Source organism: Fusibacter sp. 3D3 (assembly GCF_001748365.1).
GTDB lineage: Bacteria > Bacillota > Clostridia > Peptostreptococcales > Acidaminobacteraceae > Fusibacter_A.
In genome coordinates this window covers 60,195-80,775 of record NZ_BDHH01000016.1, presented here as the reverse complement: position 1 = coordinate 80,775, position 20,581 = coordinate 60,195, and the positions used below count along the sequence as shown (strand labels likewise).

The window sequence follows — 20,581 nt, the reverse complement described above, 5'->3', positions numbered from 1 at the left end:
TATTGGTTACTTTTTACTAATAATATTTAAAACTTTATCTCTAAGATTAATATGTGCTTTATCTTGGATGGATCTTTTACCTAGTTCGCTTTTGAGCATAAATGATTCGACTATATTTGTTGGTCTCTTGGATAATATTAAGACCTCATGTCCTAAAAGCAATGCTTCATCAATATCATGAGTAACAAAAAGTATGGTCCTATTGCGAGATTTCCATAATGCCCCAAGATGAGAAATCAAACTGAGCTTCAAATCAAAATCCAATGATTTAAAAGGCTCATCCATAAGCAATAATTGTGATGGAAAATAAAAGCCTCTGGCAATTGAACTGCGTTGTCTCATCCCCCCACTCAACTGGGATGGATATTTATTTCTAAACTCAACAAGCTCCATCACTTTTAATAACTCTAAAATCTCTTCACGATTTTCAATATCCCGAACCAATCGAATATTTTGATAAACAGTTTCCCATGGGAGCAGCCGATCTTCTTGAAATATATAGCCAATGTTTCCGATTGCTTTATTGCCTTCTCCATCGAAGTTTTTAACAAACCCAGACAGCATATTTAGAATACTAGTCTTCCCGCATCCCGATGGTCCAATAATACAGGTTATTTTATTTTCCATAACATTCAGTGAAAAATCATTAAAAACTTCAATTTCTTCATAATTGAGAAAAATATGATCTAGTAATCTCAATCTATTCCCTTCACAAAAAATTAATTACACCCCCTTAAATTAGCTAAACATTACTGTAACGTCTTATTTAATCGATATTGATTCTCATTATCAAAGATCGATATCATATTAACAAACTTAATTTCATTTGTCAATGTAATTTAAATTGATTTTGAGACATTAATTGACGGCTCACTCACTGGAAAAATAATTATTTAAATCCATATAAAGTTTTATATTTTTACCTTCAATCTCCAAAACGCCTTCTTTTTTCAAGTCATCTAGCGTTCTGTATAAAGAGGCTCTGCATATGCCAAGGTATTCTGACAGTTTACTTTTTGACATTGGAATCTGAAATAGCATCTGCTTATTAGAAATCAACCATTGCTCATATATATAGATCAACAAGCGATCTTTCGAACTCGATTGTGAAATGACATCTATTTTTTGATTTAAATAATGGAGCTTCGAATTTGTAAAAATTAAGTAGTTTTTTAAAACCTTCTTTTGTTCAAATAATCGAAACAGGTCCTCTTCTGAAATAAGTACAATTTTAGAATGCGACATCACCTCCATAAAACTCAGTTTAGCGTCTTTTTCTTTAAAGACGCCTCCAGCTCCGAAAATATCTTTTTTTGAAAACGAACGCAAGAGCATCGTCTTGCCACTTATAAGATATTTCATAGCATTGATTTTACCTTCAATTACAATGCCAATGGCATTTTTTTGTTCAAAAATACCATCTATCAGATCACCTTTCTCATACGCTCTAATATTAAGTGTTATTACTTCTATACAGGCTCTAAACTCATCATCTGTAAGACCATCAAACAAACAAATCTGACGCATAATGGACATCATATAATTTTCACTTCCTCCTTTAAGTGTCTCAAAAGAGACAACTTTATAAAAAAAATTATAGTATAATCATCACAAAAGCGCAATGAAATTGATTTTCATTATCATCAACATTGTATTTTCATATTGCACTTTAAAATCAAAAGGAGGGTTTTATGCGCATTATCATGGTCGCTGGTGCCCCTGCGGTGGGCAAAACAGCAGTTATTTTGCATATTTTAAATCATATTATACGATTAAAAACGTTTCGACCAGCCGTGGCCAAAATGGATTGTATAAAAAGTACCGACGAATCTTATTACAAAGCTTTGTCCATACCTGTTATAACCGGCCTTAGCCAAAATCTATGTCCAGATCATTATCTTGCAATAAATATCAACGGGATTGTCAACTGGGCAATTTCACAAAATTCAGACCTACTTATTATTGAAACTGCGGGATTATGTAATCGATGTGCACCCTTTATAACGAAAGCACTTAATATATGTGTTATAGATAGCACTTCTAGTATTAAATCACCAGAAAAACTTGGTCCAATGGTAACTACTGCTGAAATCATTGTGCTTACAAAATGTGATATGCTCAGTCAAGCAGAACGCGAAATATTACAAAGTCATTTAGAACAATTGAATCCTACTGCTGAACAATATGTAGTCAACGGTATCACTGGAGCTGGTTCAAAAAAAATAGCCGCTATTTTCAAAAGCATACCTTTCATGGATGACATTGGCCAACAAAAATTGCTTCATGATATGCCTGGAGCGGTGTGTTCTTATTGTGTCGGCGAAATAAGAATTGGGCAAGCATACCATCAAGGCATTGTAAACTATATGTCATTTGGAGGGCATCATGATTAAACTGCGTATATCAAGAGGATTTGATAAAAGCAACACCCCAGAACCATTTGATTCTATTGTTTTAAGTTCGGGAAATGTTTATAGTATAATTGGTAAAACGGGGTCAGGAAAGACACAATTAATTGAAGATATTGAATCAATTGCTGATGGGGACGGCATCACAAAACGCACGATACAGGTATCCGGTGATCCTTTTAATATTGCTCACCTCTCACAAAATATGAATTTTGTTTTAGATCTTACTGTAAGAGATTTTATCAAACTGCGCTTAAAATCAATGAAAGATTCCCAAGAGGCTATAAACGATTTCTTAAAAACAGCAAATGAACTCTGCGGCGAAAAAATATTGGAATCTGACTTACTAACCCAGTTGAGTGGGGGGCAATCGCGATCTCTTATGATTGCTGACATCGCTTATAATCCTAATGCAGGCATTATTCTTATTGATGAAATAGAAAATGCTGGTATTGATAAAGTTAAAGCTTTGTCCTTACTCATTCAACATAAAAAGCTCATAATTGTCATTACGCATGACCCTTTGCTCGCTCTGTATGGAAATAAACGTATTTTAATGCAAAATGGGGCTATCCATAAATTGATCGATCGATCAGATCACGAACTTCAAATGGTCAACGTCCTATATAAACAACATTTAGAATTTGAGGCTATTCGCGATAATTTAAGAAAGGGCTATTCCCTTATCTAGACAAAAGGAGTATATCATGTCTGTTAATTTATTCTGGAACAACATATGTCTTATATCAAAACTTGAAGAAAGCTATCTTCATCAAAAGTGTTCACAAGCACCTGAAAATATAGAAACAACTTTTTTTGGGCTTGGACGCCAAGAAAATATGCTTGATCATGTAAAAAAGACTAACCATTTAAACTGTGATATCATCGTATCCACAGATACTGATATTTTTCACGATTTAAATCACAGGCATCTATTTGAAGGCTTTTTACCTTTAAAAAAATTCATATCTATTCCATTAATTCTAGTCATCAACCAAAAAGCGTTGGGGACACTCTCCCCACCCACCTCTTTTAAAGATTTGTTTAAAAAAGAGTATGCCCAAAAATATGTTTTTGGAGGGCCACATAATTCCGCTGGAAAATCCCTCCTAAAGTCCATTTGGTATCACTATGGTTTTAAAAACGCATGTGCTTTCGTAGAAAATGCCAAAATTGAAAACATGCCCGCTGCAGCCTTTCAGAAAGCTATGAAAGGGGATATCCCCATAGCCATTGTTCCCACCATTTTTTCTTTGCGCATGGGCCTTAACACACTAACCGCAGTATGGCCTAAAGATGGCGCCATTCCTATTCATTCCTATATTGCAATTCGATCAACGCTTAAAAAATCAGTCTCTGAATATTTTATTAATGAAGTTCTTGGAGCAGATTTTCAAGAATATCTGGTACAAAATGCAGCCATTTTACCACATCATCCCTCTGTTAAGCCACCTTTTCAATTTAATGAAACTGAGTTTGCTTTAATGGAACCCTCGTGGGATTTTTTAATTAATTTGGACCATCAAAAACTTTATGCACTTTTGTCTAATTAAAATCAAAACGACTCAAGGAGGCTTTTGGCACCTCTTAAGTCGTCTGTTTATAACACTTTGGACAAGAAATCCTTCAACCTAGGGTCTTGCGGATTTTCAAATAGAGCCTTTGGGGTATTTTCTTCTAAAATAGCACCCTCTGCCATGAATACCGCTCTTGTAGCCACTTCACGTGCAAAGCCCATTTCATGTGTGACGACGACCATTGTCATACCGTCATTTGCCAATTGCTTGATCAACGTCAAAACCTCTCCCACCATTTCAGGATCAAGTGCTGATGTTGGCTCATCAAAGAGCATCACTTCTGGATTCATTGCCAGTGCTCTGATGATGGCAATCCTTTGTTTTTGCCCCCCTGAAAGCATGGCTGGGTACTCATTCGCTTTATCCACAAGACCAATGCGTTTTAGAAGTTCATATCCGATCTGATTGGCCTCTTCTTTTGTTTTCAATTTGAGTTTCACTGGCACCATGGTGATATTTTGAAGCACCGTTTTATGTGGAAAAAGATTGAAATGTTGAAAAACCATGCCCATACGTCTTCTGTGAACATCAATATCCACGTGCATGTCAGCAAGGTTAACCCCATCGAAGAGAATTTCGCCTTTTGTCGGCGTTTCTAGTATATTCAAACTGCGCAGTAAAGTAGATTTTCCAGAACCTGAAGGCCCAATGATCACCACAACCTCGCCTCGACAGATATCGATATTACAATCGTTTAAGGCTTTGATTTTGCCTTTATTGTATACTTTACATAATTGTCTTACCGATATTAATTTATCGCTTGTCTCCACGTCTCATCCTCCTTTCAATGACTTCTATAACTTTACTTGCTGGGTAATTGATACAAAAGTACATAAATGCCGCAAGTACATAGGGACCAATGGTGATATAGGTCGTCGCCGAAACAGTTTTTGCTGCCCACATAAGTTCTACCATGCCCAGAGTCGAAAGGATGGAAGATTCTTTGACCATCGTCACCATTTCATTGGCAAGTGCTGGCAATATATTTTTGATAGCCTGAGGTAAAACCACATAGGTCATCGACATGCCTGCAGATAAACCAAGACTTCTAGCGGCTTCATTTTGTCCTGAGTCCACTGCGAGTATCCCAGCTCTGAAAATTTCAGCCACATAAGCGGCACTGTTAAGTGCTAGAGCAACTACTCCTGGTATGAACATAGATAGGTTAATGAAACCAAACAAATGGTAGCTTGGAATTCTAATAAAATTGAATAAGCCGTAGTAGACAAGTGCAAGTTGAACCAATAAAGGTGTCGATCGGAAGATCGCTATATAAATGCCTGAAATGCTTCTGACCAAGCGATTTTTGCTCAGTCGCATCAAAGCCAACATCAAGGCAGGAACAACCGCTATCAACACAGAAACGATTGATATCAACAGCGTGTATTCTATGCCCTGTATAAAGAGCGATGTGTATTTAGGTAAAAATGAGAAGTTAAAAAAATGCGTAGGTGACATAAAGATCCTTTCCATAACCAAGACTTACAAAAGCGTGTAAGCACACTTGTTTTACAGGCTTACACGCTTAGTTTACTCTAACGATTATTCTATAGCTTGAGTGCTGAGTTCATTTGCTGTTTCAATCCATTTGTCCACAGTACCATCTGTTGTCACCTGATCAATCGTCTTATTGATCCCTTCAAGTAATTTCTGCGGATCTTCTTTTTGTACTGCCACTGCATATGGATACGCTTCCCCTAGACTGACTTTGGCAATGGCTAAGGTTTCATCATTTGCAGCATATTGCTCTGCAACTGCACCATCCAGAACAATGGCATCACATTTGCCATAGACTAAATTGTTCACTAAATCGGTTACCGATGACATGGTTACTAAAGAAGCCCCTTGCATATCATTTGTCACGATTTCAGCTTTTGTTGTCCCCATCTGTGCCGCAACGGTTTTACCACTAAAGCTCTCAAGAGAAGTGAATTCTGCTACACTTTCAGCTTTGACAATGACCATTGGTGGCAAATCAGTATAATACGCTTTTGAAAAATCAGCAACTTGCGAACGCTCTTCATTCGCTTCGATGGCCGCGATGACCATATCTATTTCACCTTTTTGAAGAGATGCCATAAGATTATCAAAACTCATGTTGACCACTTCAAGTTCTAAGCCCATATCTTCTGCTATTTTTTCTGCAAAAGACACATCAATTCCAGCATATTGCTTTTCACCTTTATCATCTAAAACGATAAATTCAAATGGTGGATAATCCGCGGAAGTGCCCAGTATTAATTTTGTTTTTTCTGTTTTTGTTTCGGTTTTTGTTTCCGTTGCGCCACAGGCTGCTACGCTAAAGACCATTGCAATGGTCATCCATATTACTAATAATTTTTTCATGCATATTCTCCTTGTATTTTTTGTAGCTTTACAACTTTTTAATGAGCTGTTCGCTCTATTTGCCTATATTATTATAATGCATCTTGATACAAATATAAATACCGATTTGTGTATTTTTATGCATTTTTTTAAATGTTTTTTTATTTATATTCTAACCTCGCCTAACCGCTTAGAGCAGGCCTCACATTCCTGCTCTTTGCTGGACGAAGACTAATGATATCAAAAAAAAAGCCGGACATAAGCGTCTGACTTTTGATTAAAAATTACATCACATTTTCACTTCCACAGTGACAGAGTACCAATCCTTATTAAAATAAGTTTCCGCATACTCAATGATTTTACCGGCTGCATCCACTGTGGTTCTTTTAACAAAGAAAGTATCCGTATTCTTTTTGATATTCATGAGTTTAGCGATTTTGCTATCATTGACTTCTTTTACAGAATAATTCTCATTTGCCCAGACGGGAATAATATCATACTCGGCAAGGGTTTTATAGAAGGATTTGTTTTTATAAATTGCCTGCACCTGTTCAATACTAATGAGACTACTATCCATATAGGAAATTTGATAAGCAATGGGTTCATTATTGGCAAGTCTTACTCTTTTAACACATATAATAGGTTGCTCGTGCGAAATCATTAATTTATCAGCGATACCTTCATTGACAATCGCTTCAATGATATCCACTTGCAGATCAATTTTATAACCTTGTTGTAACAACTCATCACTGAAACTAATTGATGTCAGTTTGCGATTCATTTGTTTTCTCGTAACAAAAGTCCCTACGCCCTGTACCCCGATCAAATAATCCTCGCTAATTAAATCATTAAATGCTTTTCTAACCGTAATTGTGGAGACATTGTATTTTTTCTTAAGCACGGATTCGCTGTCAACTTTATCACCTGGTTGCAACTCACCTGATTTAATCGCTTTAATAATATCTTCTTTTATTTGCAAATACTTGGGTACTTTATATTCCATAATTACAGAGCCTCCTAATATGTTATCATACTAACCGCTAAAATATTATAACATACCCAGTAAGAAGTGCAAATCCTCTCTTTTAATTTTATTCATCTTATTCTGGAAATCTTGCGACAGCCGTTTTCGTAGATTCAACAGCACGGTTTGCAAGCGCTTCAATAGATAACGTACGATCTTCAACTATGCTTAATTCTAAAAAAGCCATGGTATTCAATCCCGCCACAGTGTAATATTTTCCAGGATGATGCGCGCAAATCTCCGCAGCCACACGAAATGGAGATGCACCCAGTAAATCACACGCAAATAGCACATCGTCCCCACTAAAGTCTTGTAGCAACTGATCCACCTTTCGCTTTAAATCAGATAAGTCATCCTCTTTTGTTAAGTCGATGAAATACATATGTGGCGGCAATCCTACAATCATTTCTAAATTTGATTTTATACCTTGAGCATATCCACCATGCCCCATTACGACAACGCGTTTCATAGTGCCCTCCGTTTATGCATAAAAGCCTGTTGTGTATCCGATAAATGTAACCACACAAGCGAGTACAAGAATTAATCCCATAAGCTTAAGGGGAGACCATTTTTTCTTTGCGTACAAATAATAAACGGATAGCGTTAAAAACAAAGGCAATATTTTAGGAAAAATTGAATTGATGATTTTATCCGCATCAAATATAACCTGATTCACTAATGTCTCACCTGTTGCAGGGTCAAATACATCTCTGATAATCTGAATGGGTAACGTGAAATTAACGAAAGAAGCCGTTAAAGCACCCACTACAATTAACCCAAGTACAGTCATCGTATCTGTCAATGCATTAAGTTTACCTGTTGACATAAAGCCTTGCATGCCCTCAATCCCTGATTTATAACCTAATTTGAATAATTTCCAGCTCAAAATAGCGGTTCCGATTGGATAGACGATCATGTAGACAACAGGGCCTAACCATCCAACGGATAAAGACGCCTGTGAAATGGATAGACAAATCGTCAAGAGAATTGGAATAAATGTCGCCACCCATAACGAATCTCCTATAGCCGAAGTTGGACCGATCAAGGCCACTTTGACACCACTGATCAACTCAGGTGTACAGTTTCCATTTGCATTGGCTTCTTCCAAGCCACAGACAATGCCGTTACAAATGGAGCCCACTTGAGCTTCCGTGTTAAATAAGGTCGTATGCCTTTTTAAAGCAGCCGCTTTTTCTGCTTTCGTATCGTACAATTCCTCAATTACAGGTGCCATTGACTGCCCGAAAGCCAATCCCAACATGCTTTCTGCCTGCTGGGAACATCCATTCCAAAAAAACCAATTAAAGAATGATTTTTTAAGCGTTTTATCGCTAATTTTTTTCATCACAGTACCTCGCCTTTCTTAGCCTCTAAGCTCGTCATAATAACATAGTACAAAATAGAGATGATGATGGCTAACACAGCAACAGCCATTGTACTTTGATTGAAATACGTCACCAAAATAAAGCCCGCAAGGAAAATAACCACGTGATACTTTTTCTTAAATAAAAACGAAATGATAATGCCCATCCCAAGTGCTGCCATCATGCCTCCAAAGACCCCCAGTGCCGTTGTCACCCAAGCGGGAATCAAGGTTGCAAAATCACCTTGAGCAGAAGCAGCTGTCATAGAAGTCAATACGATTACTGCAGGGATAAATCGGCACAAAAAACCAATCAACTGCCCTAAAACAAGATTGGGAATAAACATCTTTTTGGTTTCCCCCGCTTCAGCATATTTATTCGCCACACGATTCAACGGTAAATTAAGTGCATAGGAAATGTTCCACATAATTTGTCCAACCAATCCGCCAATTCCAGCAAATACTACTGCTAAGCCAATGATTTGTGCAACATCTAGCCCTTTTCCAAACACAAGTGCACCCGCAGTCCCAATGTAGGTGGCATATGATAAATCCCAAGCAACTGCACCACCAGGTGTTACATTGCCCATATACATAATTTGGAGCGCAATACCAATTAATATAGCAGTTTGAACATCCCCCATGATGATGCCTACAACAAATGCTGCAACCAGAGGTCTTCCTAAGGTATACCAGCCGATGGTGTTCCCCACTATTGAACCAATTGAACCTAAATACACAAATAATGCTATTAAAATAATTTGATAACTATGCATTTTGTTCCCTCCCTTGTCTACTCATCTATTTAATGGATTTCTTAAAGCTTTCCCAACTCATTTTGGTGGTTGCAGGTAACTGTTGAAAACAGACTTCTGTTCCTCTTGAAATGAACCCCTCTATAAGGCTCACATCCGCATCACTCAAATAGAAAATACCTGTTGCACCACTAATTTTATGACTTGTATCATCCCGTTTTGCAATGTTTCCCAAGATAATCAAATCTGCTTGCTCAATTTCCGCTTGAATTGCTTCTAATTTACTGGGTACCTTAACAATGACCAGACGATTAAAATTACACTCTTGAGCCAGTAAGATTTTCGCTTCTTCAGTTGTCACAATATGCGTTTTATACATCGGTGGAACGCCCATTGTCATAATGGATTTGAGCACTGGATTTTTTGCACTTTCATCATCAATTGCAATGATTTCCTTAATGGAAAGTGTCGGACACCACGCAACGATCGTCTGCCCGTGTATTAATCTGTCATCTACTCTTACATATGTCTTTGCCATTTCATCACTCCTTTTTGAAATATTCTAATTATTGGATACAATTTCTGATGAAGCCACCACTTTCATGAATTCTTTTCTTGGCTTCTTCTTTTGTGATTCCTGTGAGGATCATAACAATCGCTTCTTTTATGTCAAATTCAGCGCGTTCCAATGTCTGCTCAGCAACCTGAATATTACACCCAGTACTTTCAATGACAATCCGCTTTGCCCGCTCGACCAGTTTCTGATTCGTCGCCTTCATATCGATCATTAAATTGCCATATACTTTCCCAATGCCCACCATGGCAGCTGTTGAGATCATATTTAAAATGATTTTTTGGCTGGTACCCGCTTTTAATCGCGTCGATCCCGTTAAAATTTCTGGCCCAGCATCCACTTCGATAGCCACATCAGCATATTTTGACAACCTGGCATCTTTGTTACAAGAAATACTGATACATTTTGCATTTAATTTTCTTGCATGTTTTAACGCGCCTATCGCGTAAGGGGTTCGTCCCGATGCTGCGATTGCCACCACCACATCCCTATCGCTTAGATTAATTTCATTTAAATCACTGGCCGCCAATTCTTCCGAATCCTCTGCACCCTCCACTGCTTTTACAAAGGCTCTTTCTCCACCAGCGATAATGCCCACAACTTCGTCTGTGGTCGAAAAGGTTGGTACGCATTCAACAGCATCCAAAATCCCCAATCTGCCACTTGTTCCTGCACCAATATAAATAAGTCTACCCTTCTTATGGAGTGCATCAATAGTTAACTGAATGCTTTTTTCAATTTGAGGCAAAGCTTCTTTAATCGTCTCTATAACCTTTTGATCTTCTTCATTCATAATATGAAGCAATTCCATCGTGGACATTGTATCCAAATTCAATGTCTTCGGATTGCGACTTTCTGTATTTAAATGCTCTATTTTCACCGATTCCATCCTATTCACCACAACCTATTCTCGATCAGACTCGCATACATATAGGCAACGGTAAACCCATTATTATTAGATTCAATTTGGCGTACTCTGCCTATGGTTGAATAGTATTCACCATAGGGGAAAGCATTAATTTCACCTCTAAATACGGCATATTCCCTGAGCCCTGCGAACCAGTTCTCGACCTCATTTGAATCCAGTTTAAAATAGGCCTGTGGTATGAAACCCACTAAATCCTCAAAATTTTCGCCATAGACGAGTCTGATGTCGCTGCCCTTTTCTCGTAATTGTTTTACAGCGATTGTTACAGCATCATGAGTATTAATATGTCTTGGATGCATCGAACCACGCCAATGTGTAATGACAAGATCTACTTTTTCAGTCACAAAATACTGTTTCATTCTTGTGGCAAAATCATCTATTGAAGGCATGTTATTCGAAACATATCCCAACCAGAGGGTATCCCCCTTTAATTTTTCAGCAGCACGTTTATTTTGATCTAGTAATGCCTCTAAATACGTCTTCTTTGCCTCCTCTGTGGCATCAGGGTCTTCCAAACGCCCTTGCGTAACATGAACATAGGTACAATGTGCCCCTTGCTCTGCATACTTGAGCATAATAGGACCGCCTAAAATCTCGGCATCCAGTGAATGCGCCCCGATGCTCACGACTCGTTTTATCTCACTCATACTGATTCCTCCTTAAATTTTTTTTGATAACCCACATAGGTTCTAAAAACCTTGACATCATGCCTTTCATAAAATCTCCTTCCAGGAACATCTGTGGAAACAAAATACAAATGATAGATGCCTCTCTTCTCCATTTCCAGTTGCATCATAGCGAATAAAATCCCCCCTATGCCGAAATTGCGCACCTCTTCTTTGATCCCAATAGGACCAAATCGCATGGGATTGCCATCAATCTTCCGCATACAAAACCCAACAATTTCTTGCTTTGAATTTAAAGCGAGCAGCATGCAATCTTCAGCTTCATTATTTTGCATTGAGATAAGTGCATTGCGTTTCCAGCCACCACCAAATTCATTTTTTAAGAATTCAAGCAATTCCAAGGTGTATTTGTACTCAAATGGGATGAAAGAAAAACCTGCTTCCTGAGCTTTAGAACGTTTCTCTAACATTTCTTTACTCATTTGATAACCATGCAAATCCTTACACATAGAATAGCTCTCTTGACCTGATTGATAACCTAATTTGTCAAATAAACTGATTGCTGCAATATAATGGTCTTGATCAATTCCAGGAAAAAAGTAATTGGGACTATAAGCGCCAAGGATCACGGTTTCAACACCCATTGATTTTAATTTTGCTTCAGCGTGGTTCACCAAATGATGGCCAATGCCCTTTTGTTTATAATTTTGATCTACAAACATCACATTGATCCACCCTTTTGTGGGTTCTAATCCCCTTTCAAGATAGGGAAATTTTCTTTTAGTTGCGAGTAAAAAGCCGACAATATGTGTTGCCTCTACTGCAACAAAACAAAGCTCTGTATCAAAATTATCATCCAATAAAATCTGCTTTCGAAACTTATAGACTGTAATGGGATCAAACACCAATGTTTGATTCCATAAATCAACGACTTCTTTTTCATATTTTTGGCTGTAATGCATTATTTTCATTTCCTCAAACCTCCGCGTACTGATTTGAAACTTAATTTCGTTTTCGTACTTAACATATTAACATATTAAGTTTGTACTTGAGTTCATTGTAATACAATTTCTTAATCTTTGCAACAAAAAAATCTTCACACAACCTCATTAAGGTCGCATAAAGATTTTCTATAAATCTATTCCAAGCTCAATTTGTTCCCTAGTGTGTTTCCTAGTGTACCACGTACAGTGTTTCCCCAGTGTTTCCCCAGTGTTTCCCCAGTGTTTCCTAATGTACCACGTACAGAACGGAACTGATCTACAACAATACACGTTTTAAAAACGCATATTGGCTAACATCCTCGCATCCCGTATGGCCAATTTGAACACTTGGCTTTGTCTTGCCATGAAAGTCACTTCCACAAGTAATCAATAAATTCTGCTCGTGCGCCACTTTTATAAGATCCACAATAAGCGCTGATGAATGGTAGCTGCTAAATACTTCAATTCCTTGTAATCCCATAGTTTTCATCTCTGATAATATTGGATTAAAATCTTCTTTATATGCGCAATCAAAACGTCTATCAAGCAAATCTTTAAAATTGATTCCCGGATGTGCCAAAACGGCTATACCGCCATCCCACTGAATGAGATCAATGGCTTCTTTCAAACTTTGATATTGGATTTTTACATAACTGGGCTTATCTTTAGCATAAAAATCCCAATAAAAATTGACGTATGGATTGTCACTTCGCAACCCGCCAAATCTATAGGGCATGAGCAACTCATTTTCTTGATTTCTCGGATCATGCAGTAAAACCTCTGCAAACATTTCACCTGTATACACCCCATTAGGACTCAAGTGTTCCAAATGATCTCTGTCAATATAAAACCCCATAGACGAAGTCAACGCTAACCGTTTAACAGATGCAGCCTTTTCCTGCAACAAGATCTGTGCTTCAAGCTCTCGATAAAGCGGATTATGGGGATTGATGCAATAACCCAGCACGTGAAGATTGTAAGGACCATAAGTGCAGTCCAGTTCAATACCGCAGACATATTGAACCCCATATGCTTCGGCAGCCGCCTTCGCTTCAATATTGGCCGTAGCACTATTGTGATCGGTGATTGCCATAACCGTGACACCTTCAGCTGCACACATCTTCACAAGATCAGTTGGTGAAAATTCACCGTCATCACTGTAATAGCTGTGCATATGTAAATCAAGCCTTTCTTTTCGATCGGAATCTTGATTTATTGCGCCACTGTGCTGCTGCGCCCCTTTGATTTGTCTGTTCTGTAGTCTGTTCTGCATATGCTCTCTCCACTTCACTCTCATTCTAAAATCTGTACGACTTGCCCCTGTGTTTCCACAGATAGAATCATCAATGTACTGCCTACAATTGACACAATCCCGCCAAAGAGCAGAACACTTTTAGGATCAACATAATCCAGAAGAACGCCGCCTATTATGCTTGCCAATATACTCCCTAACGTCAATGCATTGGTCACCATCGCCTGTCCTTTTACCAAATCATCTTTATTGATAATATGATTGACATAGTAAACAGATGCAGGGGCATAAAGGCCGAAAGCACCGATTTGCAAAAGCTGAGTCATGTAGAAAATTGGAATCGATGGTGCTAAATAAGTCATTAAGTGCTTAATGGTGAAAATCACTGCTGAAATTTTTAGCAAAGTACCACAGCTTACCTTCTTCATCAATCGACTAAAGGCAAACATAATCGGAATTTCAGTGATCGCCGCTAAAAATGTAGCAGTTCCCATTTCAGAACTGGTGCCACCAATACTTGTTATAATTTGAATCATAAAAGAATTAATCAAAATATGGGGTACAAAAACCAAGGATGTGCCTAAGACAAAAACAGTGAAGCGCTTGTATTTCTTCAAAAATGCACTCATAGACATAGATACATTAATACTCGAAATGGCACTGGTTTCTATCTTAAATTCATTACTTACATCTGCCATGGCGCTTAAGCCCTGCTTTCGTGGTGAAAATTTTAGAACCATTGCAAGTAATAATAATGTTGATAAGCTATAATAAATCGGTAACCAATCTGCACCCATTTTTTTAACAACTGTTCCCAGTATAATAGAAGTTACAGCATAAGCACCAGAGCCAAATCCCCGAGCCACTCCAAAATTAATGCGAATCCCCAGTTTTTCATACTCAAAGCAAATTGAATTAATCAACGGCTGTATGGAGGCTAAAATGCCAAATGATAGAATCATAAACAAGGCAACTGTATATTTCGATCCCGCAGTGAAAACAATAAGGAGTGACAGTGAAGTAACCGAAACAAGCAAAATGGCAATAAACTGTTTCAGTCCGATTTTCTTTGTCTTGTCGATATAAGCTGCCATTGCAGGTTGTAAAAAAAGCGCCAAAATATTAATTAATGCTAGAACTGCACCAATCTCTGAATTGTTGTACTGCCTCGCCAAAAGATACACCGCCGAAAAACTGAGCATCATACAATAGGTCGACCAATACAGTGCCTGAATAATACTATACTTCGTAGTCGCAAAGGATAATCTATACATATCAAAATTCCTCCCATTTCATAATCTCAATGTCATATTACCGCAATTTCTATAGACAAAAAAGACAGATTGCGCCATAATAATAGTAATATAGCGCCAATCCTACGATAATTTATCCTATTTTAAAAAAGGAGTTCGTATTTATGATCTTACAAACCCAAGTTATTGTAAACAGTTCTCAGCAGGAATATTTCAGCAGTATGGATTCTGGATTTCCTTACTTTAGTGTTCTAGGCGTTCTCAAAAAAAGATCTAATCGCAAGCATGCTGGGGCCTATTTAAACCAGTATCTCAAAGGTGATTCTGGCGAGTCAAAGGAGAATTTTAGATTCTCTATGATGGAAATCGTGCCATGGCATTGGCATGAAGAATTTGAATTTTGCAAAGTGATCAAGGGCACTTGTCGTTTCTTGACACCTACTCAGACCATTAAGCTCAACGAAGGCGATGCGGTCTTCATCAATGCCAATTGCTTACATATGGTGGATCTTGAAGACGGAGTGAATGAAGTCGTCTACCACACACAACAATTTAACAGTGCCTTATTGGAAGGGCCGACAGGGAGCATTATTAAACATAAATACATTCAACCCATTTCAAATGATCCGTGCATTCAAGGCTTTTTTTTCAATGCGAATGATTTGAACCATCAACCCCTGATCGCCTCTACAGAATCTGCATACACCACCTATTTGCAAAATGATCTCGGTTATGAAATGTGCATTCGAAATTTGCTCTCTGAGTTATTGCTCTACATGGTTAAAGCTCATAAAGACGAGTTCAGCTCTAATGCAGGTTACTCCCTTCCCATTAACAATCGCATCAAAACCATGATGACTTTTATTGAGTATAACTATATGGATAAAATAAGTGTGGAGGACATCGGCAGTTCTGCCAATGTGAGCAAAAGAGAATGTCTACGCTGTTTTAGTACCTACCTTCACATGTCACCATTTATGTATTTGACGCACTTTCGAATTCGCAAGGCCATGCAACTTTTAGAGCGATCTGAAGACAGCATCATTCAAATCAGTGAAGCTTGTGGCTTTTCTTCCAACAGTTATTTTGGGAAAGTTTTTCGCCATCACGTGGGTTCTACACCAAATGAATATCGTAAACTCATACATGACTCTTGCAGTTTATCTACTTGAATTCTAAAGAATTGTCCGTAACATACCACACTTATTCGACGGTAAATACTCAAATTGATACTTCTGATATAGTAAATCAGCAGGTTTGTTCGCTATCAAACAGATGTAGCTATCTTCAGAAGTGTTTTCCTCAAAGTAGGTGTTGATTGCTTTCATGATTTGGTCTGCAAGTCCTCTTCTTCGGTAATTTTCATCCACCATAATATCCGTTACCACATAAGTGATGCCTTCGTCCCCTACAATTCTTCCAAAGCCTATCAATTCTTCTTTATCGTAAAGCGATACTGTAAGCAGAGAGTTTGCGATTGCTTTTCTGCTTCTTTCTAGGTCCTTATTTCCCATTCCAGAGCGAAGCCTCAAACTCACGTAATCTTCTGCTTTGGGTTTTTCATAGTGTAATGCCATGGCCATATGCCTCCCTTTATTATGTCTGTTTTTTACATCTGCTGTACACCCGATCCGGCGTTTCTCCCGTAATCCTTAGAAGACAGGATATAGAACCCTTGAAATATAAATCGCAAAAGTCAAAAGTTGAGCGCCTGTCTCCCCTATGATGTGCTCACTATAAAACAAATCCAAACAACGCATCAATAGAGTTACCTATTGTGAATTGTTTGGACTGCATGTTTTGGTGCCGAAGGCAGGACTCGAACCTGTACGAGTTTTCACTCACTAGTCCCTGAAACTAACGCGTCTGCCATTCCGCCACTTCGGCAAAATTTGTACCACAACTTATATTAACATACGTCTTTTTAAAAATCAATATGCCAGATATATGTGCTCATCTAAATGAAATCCTATATCAAGAATTTGGACTCCATCGAGTCACAATAATACCTGTTGAAAAAGACAATCTTTAGACAGAAGTTTCTTTTTCAGTTTGACGATATTTTATAAATCCATTCTCTATTTCGGCTGTAAGCTGCTCGATTTCTATGAGATAATCTACAAATGAACACATCATCCGATTAATGACACGTTGTTTATGAATACTTTTAACATTAATGTCAAATTCACATATGACCGCACGCAAAATTTCTTCAAGCGTCATTGGCTTGTTAATCACATCGTACACTCTCTGAGCTCTATGTTTATAAAAGGCAATATTGTCATCCACAAGATTTTCTATATTTGAATAAATGCCTTTATGTGCAACTATAAAGTGTTCACAGTTTAGAGTACTGAGTTTTTTCTTGCTCAAGAAGTCTACACTAAGAATAAAGGCATAAGGCATTTTAGCACCCCGCATAACCTCATAACTGATAAGCGTATCCCCCACATATACAACATTATCAGGCGTAATGATGCTGATATGTGCAGGACTATGTCCTGGTGTTGGGATGATTTTAAAAACTACGCCTCCCATTTCTAGTAATTCATCTTCAGAATCAATTAAAATATCCGTTTCAGAGATCATGGTTTCAAAATGCCCTCTTACAGATTTAAGCGTATGACCTCCAAAGTAAGCCTTAACACTCTCCTCTGAGCTACATAGAGCAGCTTCAAGTCTTGTCATCGCTATTATGGCTTTGTCCTTTTCCTTAAAAAACATATTGTTGCCCACATGATCTATATGTGCATGCGAGTTAATAATGCCGTACACGCGATAACCATTGTCATCAATGAGCATATTTATACCTTCACGTTCACTATTGCCATAACCTGAATCCAACAATACAATTTCCTTTTCATTGAGCTTGTAGAAAGGTATGTACGTCATGCCAGTATCAATACAATAGGTGTTTCCAAAAACATTTATTATCTCCATATCTTTTCCTCCGAAATCATGTATATATTCTATCCATTTGATCGTATAATGCACTATTTTAATCCCTAACAGTCAATAAATATTTGTTCCAAGGTCCGCTTCGCTACCTCCGTAACCCTCTTATCAGATTGCATTCAATGGGCATCTCTCCAAGGGTTATATAACATTAATAGATTATATCAGATTTCTAGGAAAAAAATAATGCATATACATCAAAGACTAAAATGGAGTGTCCATATTTATCGGAACACTCCATTATTCCAACTTCCAAAGCATTATTTTTTTCTTATATTATACACAAATGCGTTAAGCATTAATATTCTTTTGACAATTTCTTTCCCATCCAATTCGATTTTAAATAATAGCCGAGCATAAATAGCGCAGTTGAGGCCCAAGTTATTGGATAAGTCACTGCGATCGATTCTATGCCTTTATAATTAACCGTCAAAATATACAACAAAACCGTCCTTAGTACACATATATTGGATAAAATAATTAGCATCGGTGGGAAAGTCTTAGCGCCGCCTCTTATGCTCCCGCCAAGAACCTCTATGATTAAATACAACCAATAAAAAGGAACTGTTCTACTAATAATTTTAACGCCCAAATCTAAGACCGCTAAATCTCTATTGATCAAGCCAAATAGTTGTCTCCCCCAAAGCAATACAACGCCACTTAAAACAACAGTCACACCAAGTCCCATAAGCATGCAGATAAAAGTACCTTCTTTGACACGATTAAAAACCTTAGCGCCAATATTTTGGCTCGAAAAAGTAGTAATCGCCTGCCCAAATGCTATGATAGGCAGATATATGAGCAACTCCACTTTAAAATAAGCAGTAAAAGCAGCAAGGGCATCTATGCCTAATTGATTGACATTGTATTGAACAAAAACATTTGATAAAGTGATCACCAGTGCTTGCAACCCAACTGGAACACCAATTTTGAGTATTTTATAAAAATATTCAATATGAAGCCGCAGTTTTTTAAAGGTGAATTCAAACATTTCACTCTGTTTTCTCAGATAGGATAAGACCAATATTGCCGCGAGTGACTGAGAAAAAAGCGTAGCCATAGCAACACCCGTAACCCCAAGCTTAAATACCAGCAAGAATAAAGCGTTCATAACGACATTCATTATACCACCTATCAACTGTATATACATAGGAGCCCTTGCGTTACCTAAAGCTCTAATAATCCCTGCACCCATGTTATAAGTAATCAGTGGAATCGAACTGACAAAAAACACTCTCATATACTGAATGGCAATTGGCCTAATTTCATATGGCGTATTAACCCATTTTAAAAAAAAGCGCGAAAAAGCGAGTCCAATCCCCATGATCAAACCACCACAAATCAAACTAATAACGATGGCGCTGTGAATGACCTTTTGAAGTTCCTTGTTGTCTCCACCGCCAAAGACTTGCGAAGCAACAACACCTGAACCTATGGATAACCCTGAAAAAAAACCCACCAAACAGGTGACAAAAAGTGTCGATGCACCAACAGCAGCCGTTGCCTCCTTACCTAACACATTCCCCACAAAAATGAGATCAACTGTATTGTATAATTGTTGTATAAAGCTGGTCCCAAGCAAGGGCAATGCGAACAAAAGAATTTCCTTCCAAATCACACCTTCTGTCATGTTTCCTTTTCTCATTAAGCTGTCTCCTAAACAAAATGATTTAGCAATAGCACTAGGTTTCTTTTGTTGATAACAATTTTCATTATCATATCAATATTTTTTTTTGATGTCAAGCCCACTCCATTACTCTTATGCGGAATCATAATCCTTAAATTCATGATCGCCTAAACAGATTATTTTAATAATTTAATAACGCCTGTATCATTCATAAGTATCGCATTTTTTACCCCTATAATAAAAAGACCTATAGATAGCTCCACAAATGTGATGCACATGATCAGAGCATATGAGCGCATTACTACCAAATATGGTATTCATCATATACAGCTTAACGGTTTGAATAATCTTATTTCCACGTTGGGAAAACTGTCTTAACATAAAGGTTGATAAAAGGTCAAAGTCCATAGCAAAAAAAAATGTCGATATAATCATTAACATCATTTTAATTAAAAATGATGGCAGTGACGACGCTATTTCTGACAAAGACCCCACGACCGTCAAGGCTATATTGGTAATATTTTCTCCAAGTGAACTTATAAACTGGTTAAAACCTTCATTTAAAACTTCCACAAGCGCAGGATCCAATCGAACTATAGCTTTTTCAATGCCATCAAATGCTGAAATAAGATAGGGCTCTAATTTATTTTCATAGATTGTTGGCAATGCAGAGATCACCGTAGAAGCTGTTGTTATGAGTTTAACGCCCACCAAGAACACCCACTTTACTGTAAAAGACTAAAACAAGTAAAAAAGACACAAGCTTACTTGGCACTTTAAACGTTAAGGCAATCACTTTTGCTGGCTTCTTCAGCAAATAGCCAATAATGAATGCAAAAACAAAAGGGCTTATCAATGTAAAGGCATACTTTAGAATGACATATGTAATTGCCACATTCAAAAAATATAAAACACATGAATGAAAATGTAC

24 protein-coding genes and 1 tRNA gene are annotated in these 20,581 nt (G+C 37.6%); 4 read left to right on the top strand and 21 right to left on the bottom strand.

All coding sequences use genetic code 11. The annotated features are described in order from the left end of the window. Positions 1-6 precede the first annotated feature (6 nt). Complete coding sequence (locus F3D3_RS16995; RefSeq protein WP_069875648.1) at positions 7-699, bottom strand: ABC transporter ATP-binding protein; 693 nt, start codon at positions 697-699, stop codon at positions 7-9. A 171-nt stretch (positions 700-870) separates the two neighbouring features. Beyond that, positions 871-1,539 (bottom strand): Crp/Fnr family transcriptional regulator, encoded by a 669-nt coding sequence (locus tag F3D3_RS16990; RefSeq protein WP_069875647.1) that lies wholly within the window; start codon positions 1,537-1,539, stop codon positions 871-873. 152 nt (positions 1,540-1,691) lie between these two features. Here F3D3_RS16990 and F3D3_RS16985 point away from each other — a divergent pair, with 152 nt between their 5' ends. Genes F3D3_RS16985 through F3D3_RS16975 form a run of 3 tightly spaced genes read left to right on the top strand, consistent with a single transcriptional unit; the run spans position 1,692 to position 3,961 of the window. After that, on the top strand, positions 1,692-2,393 hold the full coding sequence (locus F3D3_RS16985; RefSeq protein ID WP_069875646.1) for a GTP-binding protein: 702 nt from the start codon (positions 1,692-1,694) through the stop codon (positions 2,391-2,393). Then, positions 2,386-3,099: an ATP-binding cassette domain-containing protein gene (locus F3D3_RS16980; RefSeq protein WP_069875645.1), complete on the top strand. Its 714-nt coding sequence runs from the start codon at positions 2,386-2,388 to the stop codon at positions 3,097-3,099. The genes F3D3_RS16985 and F3D3_RS16980 overlap by 8 nt, the downstream gene beginning before the upstream one ends. 16 nt (positions 3,100-3,115) lie before the next feature. Next, entirely contained in the window at positions 3,116-3,961 is an 846-nt protein-coding gene (locus tag F3D3_RS16975; RefSeq protein ID WP_069875644.1) for an ABC transporter substrate-binding protein, read from the top strand. Positions 3,962-4,008: 47 nt separating this feature from the next. Here the strand turns inward: F3D3_RS16975 and F3D3_RS16970 are convergent, their stop codons facing one another. The 13 genes from F3D3_RS16970 to F3D3_RS16910 all read right to left on the bottom strand — a co-directional run bounded on the left by F3D3_RS16970 (position 4,009) and on the right by F3D3_RS16910 (position 15,089). Beyond that, a complete protein-coding gene (locus tag F3D3_RS16970) occupies positions 4,009-4,755 on the bottom strand; it encodes an amino acid ABC transporter ATP-binding protein (protein ID WP_069875643.1) in 747 nt (248 codons plus the stop codon). Then, positions 4,739-5,458 (bottom strand): amino acid ABC transporter permease, encoded by a 720-nt coding sequence (locus F3D3_RS16965; protein WP_084389122.1) that lies wholly within the window; start codon positions 5,456-5,458, stop codon positions 4,739-4,741. The genes F3D3_RS16970 and F3D3_RS16965 overlap by 17 nt, the downstream gene beginning before the upstream one ends. Positions 5,459-5,527: 69 nt before the next feature. Next, positions 5,528-6,331, bottom strand: coding sequence for a transporter substrate-binding domain-containing protein (locus F3D3_RS16960; RefSeq protein WP_069875641.1), 804 nt, complete (start codon positions 6,329-6,331; stop codon positions 5,528-5,530). Positions 6,332-6,599: 268 nt separating this feature from the next. After that, a complete protein-coding gene (locus F3D3_RS16955; protein WP_069875640.1) occupies positions 6,600-7,313 on the bottom strand; it encodes a GntR family transcriptional regulator in 714 nt (237 codons plus the stop codon). Positions 7,314-7,410: 97 nt separating this feature from the next. Next, the gene (locus F3D3_RS16950) at positions 7,411-7,803 is read right to left on the bottom strand and encodes a PTS sugar transporter subunit IIA (RefSeq protein WP_069875639.1); all 393 of its coding nucleotides are present in this window, start codon (positions 7,801-7,803) and stop codon (positions 7,411-7,413) included. A 12-nt stretch (positions 7,804-7,815) separates the two neighbouring features. Then, entirely contained in the window at positions 7,816-8,679 is an 864-nt protein-coding gene (locus F3D3_RS16945; RefSeq protein WP_242877161.1) for a PTS system mannose/fructose/sorbose family transporter subunit IID, read from the bottom strand. Further along, positions 8,679-9,473: a PTS sugar transporter subunit IIC gene (locus F3D3_RS16940; RefSeq protein WP_069875637.1), complete on the bottom strand. Its 795-nt coding sequence runs from the start codon at positions 9,471-9,473 to the stop codon at positions 8,679-8,681. Before F3D3_RS16940 ends, F3D3_RS16945 begins: the two co-directional genes overlap by 1 nt. A 25-nt stretch (positions 9,474-9,498) precedes the next feature. Then, positions 9,499-9,990 carry a PTS sugar transporter subunit IIB gene (locus F3D3_RS16935; protein ID WP_069875636.1) on the bottom strand — a complete coding sequence of 164 codons (492 nt, stop codon included), beginning with the start codon at positions 9,988-9,990 and terminating at the stop codon, positions 9,499-9,501. A gap of 28 nt (positions 9,991-10,018) precedes the next feature. After that, positions 10,019-10,915 (bottom strand): N-acetylmuramic acid 6-phosphate etherase, encoded by an 897-nt coding sequence (gene murQ / locus F3D3_RS16930; protein ID WP_069875635.1) that lies wholly within the window; start codon positions 10,913-10,915, stop codon positions 10,019-10,021. Positions 10,916-10,920: 5 nt separating this feature from the next. Then, the gene (locus tag F3D3_RS16925) at positions 10,921-11,601 is read right to left on the bottom strand and encodes a PIG-L deacetylase family protein (protein ID WP_069875634.1); all 681 of its coding nucleotides are present in this window, start codon (positions 11,599-11,601) and stop codon (positions 10,921-10,923) included. Next, positions 11,598-12,551 carry a GNAT family N-acetyltransferase gene (locus F3D3_RS16920; RefSeq protein ID WP_069875633.1) on the bottom strand — a complete coding sequence of 318 codons (954 nt, stop codon included), beginning with the start codon at positions 12,549-12,551 and terminating at the stop codon, positions 11,598-11,600. The genes F3D3_RS16925 and F3D3_RS16920 overlap by 4 nt, the downstream gene beginning before the upstream one ends. A 289-nt stretch (positions 12,552-12,840) precedes the next feature. Further along, complete coding sequence (locus F3D3_RS16915; RefSeq protein WP_084389121.1) at positions 12,841-13,836, bottom strand: PHP domain-containing protein; 996 nt, start codon at positions 13,834-13,836, stop codon at positions 12,841-12,843. Between the two features lie 20 nt (positions 13,837-13,856). Continuing rightward, positions 13,857-15,089 carry an MFS transporter gene (locus F3D3_RS16910; protein WP_069875632.1) on the bottom strand — a complete coding sequence of 411 codons (1,233 nt, stop codon included), beginning with the start codon at positions 15,087-15,089 and terminating at the stop codon, positions 13,857-13,859. 143 nt (positions 15,090-15,232) lie between these two features. Between F3D3_RS16910 and F3D3_RS16905 the strand changes: the two genes are divergently transcribed. Next, positions 15,233-16,240: a helix-turn-helix domain-containing protein gene (locus F3D3_RS16905; protein ID WP_069875631.1), complete on the top strand. Its 1,008-nt coding sequence runs from the start codon at positions 15,233-15,235 to the stop codon at positions 16,238-16,240. A gap of 3 nt (positions 16,241-16,243) precedes the next feature. Here F3D3_RS16905 and F3D3_RS16900 read toward each other — a convergent pair whose 3' ends face one another. The 6 genes from F3D3_RS16900 to F3D3_RS24265 all read right to left on the bottom strand — a co-directional run bounded on the left by F3D3_RS16900 (position 16,244) and on the right by F3D3_RS24265 (position 20,545). Further along, complete coding sequence (locus tag F3D3_RS16900) at positions 16,244-16,645, bottom strand: GNAT family N-acetyltransferase (RefSeq protein WP_069875630.1); 402 nt, start codon at positions 16,643-16,645, stop codon at positions 16,244-16,246. A gap of 224 nt (positions 16,646-16,869) precedes the next feature. Further along, positions 16,870-16,955, bottom strand: a tRNA-Leu gene (locus F3D3_RS16895). A 141-nt stretch (positions 16,956-17,096) separates the two neighbouring features. Continuing rightward, entirely contained in the window at positions 17,097-18,008 is a 912-nt protein-coding gene (locus F3D3_RS16890) for an MBL fold metallo-hydrolase (protein ID WP_069875629.1), read from the bottom strand. A gap of 313 nt (positions 18,009-18,321) precedes the next feature. After that, positions 18,322-19,668 carry an MATE family efflux transporter gene (locus tag F3D3_RS16885; protein WP_069875628.1) on the bottom strand — a complete coding sequence of 449 codons (1,347 nt, stop codon included), beginning with the start codon at positions 19,666-19,668 and terminating at the stop codon, positions 18,322-18,324. Between the two features lie 186 nt (positions 19,669-19,854). Continuing rightward, on the bottom strand, positions 19,855-20,361 hold the full coding sequence (locus F3D3_RS16880) for an AI-2E family transporter (RefSeq protein ID WP_139132130.1): 507 nt from the start codon (positions 20,359-20,361) through the stop codon (positions 19,855-19,857). Beyond that, a complete protein-coding gene (locus tag F3D3_RS24265) occupies positions 20,351-20,545 on the bottom strand; it encodes a hypothetical protein (RefSeq protein ID WP_175438413.1) in 195 nt (64 codons plus the stop codon). Before F3D3_RS24265 ends, F3D3_RS16880 begins: the two co-directional genes overlap by 11 nt. Positions 20,546-20,581 lie beyond the last annotated feature (36 nt).

Coding starts and splice junctions, on each gene's coding strand:
- F3D3_RS16990 (WP_069875647.1), bottom strand. CDS start 1,539: ATGATGTCCATTATGCGTCAGATTTGTTTGTTTGATGGTCTTACAGAT.
- F3D3_RS16985 (WP_069875646.1), top strand. CDS start 1,692: ATGCGCATTATCATGGTCGCTGGTGCCCCTGCGGTGGGCAAAACAGCA.
- F3D3_RS16980 (WP_069875645.1), top strand. CDS start 2,386: ATGATTAAACTGCGTATATCAAGAGGATTTGATAAAAGCAACACCCCA.
- F3D3_RS16975 (WP_069875644.1), top strand. CDS start 3,116: ATGTCTGTTAATTTATTCTGGAACAACATATGTCTTATATCAAAACTT.
- F3D3_RS16965 (WP_084389122.1), bottom strand. CDS start 5,458: ATGGAAAGGATCTTTATGTCACCTACGCATTTTTTTAACTTCTCATTT.
- F3D3_RS16960 (WP_069875641.1), bottom strand. CDS start 6,331: ATGAAAAAATTATTAGTAATATGGATGACCATTGCAATGGTCTTTAGC.
- F3D3_RS16955 (WP_069875640.1), bottom strand. CDS start 7,313: ATGGAATATAAAGTACCCAAGTATTTGCAAATAAAAGAAGATATTATT.
- F3D3_RS16950 (WP_069875639.1), bottom strand. CDS start 7,803: ATGAAACGCGTTGTCGTAATGGGGCATGGTGGATATGCTCAAGGTATA.
- F3D3_RS16945 (WP_242877161.1), bottom strand. CDS start 8,679: ATGAAAAAAATTAGCGATAAAACGCTTAAAAAATCATTCTTTAATTGG.
- F3D3_RS16940 (WP_069875637.1), bottom strand. CDS start 9,473: ATGCATAGTTATCAAATTATTTTAATAGCATTATTTGTGTATTTAGGT.
- F3D3_RS16935 (WP_069875636.1), bottom strand. CDS start 9,990: ATGGCAAAGACATATGTAAGAGTAGATGACAGATTAATACACGGGCAG.
- murQ (WP_069875635.1), bottom strand. CDS start 10,915: ATGGAATCGGTGAAAATAGAGCATTTAAATACAGAAAGTCGCAATCCG.
- F3D3_RS16925 (WP_069875634.1), bottom strand. CDS start 11,601: ATGAGTGAGATAAAACGAGTCGTGAGCATCGGGGCGCATTCACTGGAT.
- F3D3_RS16920 (WP_069875633.1), bottom strand. CDS start 12,551: ATGAAAATAATGCATTACAGCCAAAAATATGAAAAAGAAGTCGTTGAT.
- F3D3_RS16915 (WP_084389121.1), bottom strand. CDS start 13,836: ATGCAGAACAGACTACAGAACAGACAAATCAAAGGGGCGCAGCAGCAC.
- F3D3_RS16910 (WP_069875632.1), bottom strand. CDS start 15,089: ATGTATAGATTATCCTTTGCGACTACGAAGTATAGTATTATTCAGGCA.
- F3D3_RS16905 (WP_069875631.1), top strand. CDS start 15,233: ATGATCTTACAAACCCAAGTTATTGTAAACAGTTCTCAGCAGGAATAT.
- F3D3_RS16900 (WP_069875630.1), bottom strand. CDS start 16,645: ATGGCATTACACTATGAAAAACCCAAAGCAGAAGATTACGTGAGTTTG.
- F3D3_RS16890 (WP_069875629.1), bottom strand. CDS start 18,008: ATGGAGATAATAAATGTTTTTGGAAACACCTATTGTATTGATACTGGC.
- F3D3_RS16885 (WP_069875628.1), bottom strand. CDS start 19,668: ATGAGAAAAGGAAACATGACAGAAGGTGTGATTTGGAAGGAAATTCTT.